Annotated in this window: 1 pseudogene; it reads right to left on the bottom strand. The window is 42.8% G+C overall.

What is annotated here, in order from left to right:
• Positions 1-491 (bottom strand): annotated as a pseudogene (locus AB4486_RS25640) (site-specific integrase); the annotation flags it as partial.

Here is a 491-nt window from a genome sequence, read left to right as displayed (position 1 = left end):
AACGCATTCACTGCCTGCCGTTCTGTAATGCCATTGCTTTTTGCATATTCCTTTACGTCCAACAACGGATTCTCTTTATTATAAGCTTCTAGTACCGAGCGATGCGCTTGATTGCGATAAATCGCTTCAACCCCATCCTTTGCTTTTTCCATAAAATCATTAACGAGTTCACTTTCTGAGAGCTTGTTGAGTTGAGCCTTTTCTTTAATATCAACGCCAGCCGTCATCTCCTGATATAGCGCTTTTACTTCGGCGCCACTATCAATACTTGCCACCAATGCGTTGTATTCACTCTCAACATCACCATCAAAATCACGGCCATTTAAGAACTCTGTATACGCTGATTCCACGTCATTAATGATACGAGATAAATATTGCTCATAAATCACTGGAATTACTGTGGGGTGGTGCCCTTTGCCAGAGCCAGCAATTTTCTTTGCTAGACTTCTGGCTGTTTGCCCCTCTTGGTATGGGATTTGAAAGCGATGAGG

It is taken from the genome of Vibrio sp. 10N.222.55.C6, from assembly GCF_041473395.1.
Taxonomy (GTDB): domain Bacteria; phylum Pseudomonadota; class Gammaproteobacteria; order Enterobacterales; family Vibrionaceae; genus Vibrio; species Vibrio crassostreae_C.
Note: the sequence above shows the minus strand (reverse complement) of the source record. Positions and strands in the feature narration are given on the sequence as shown.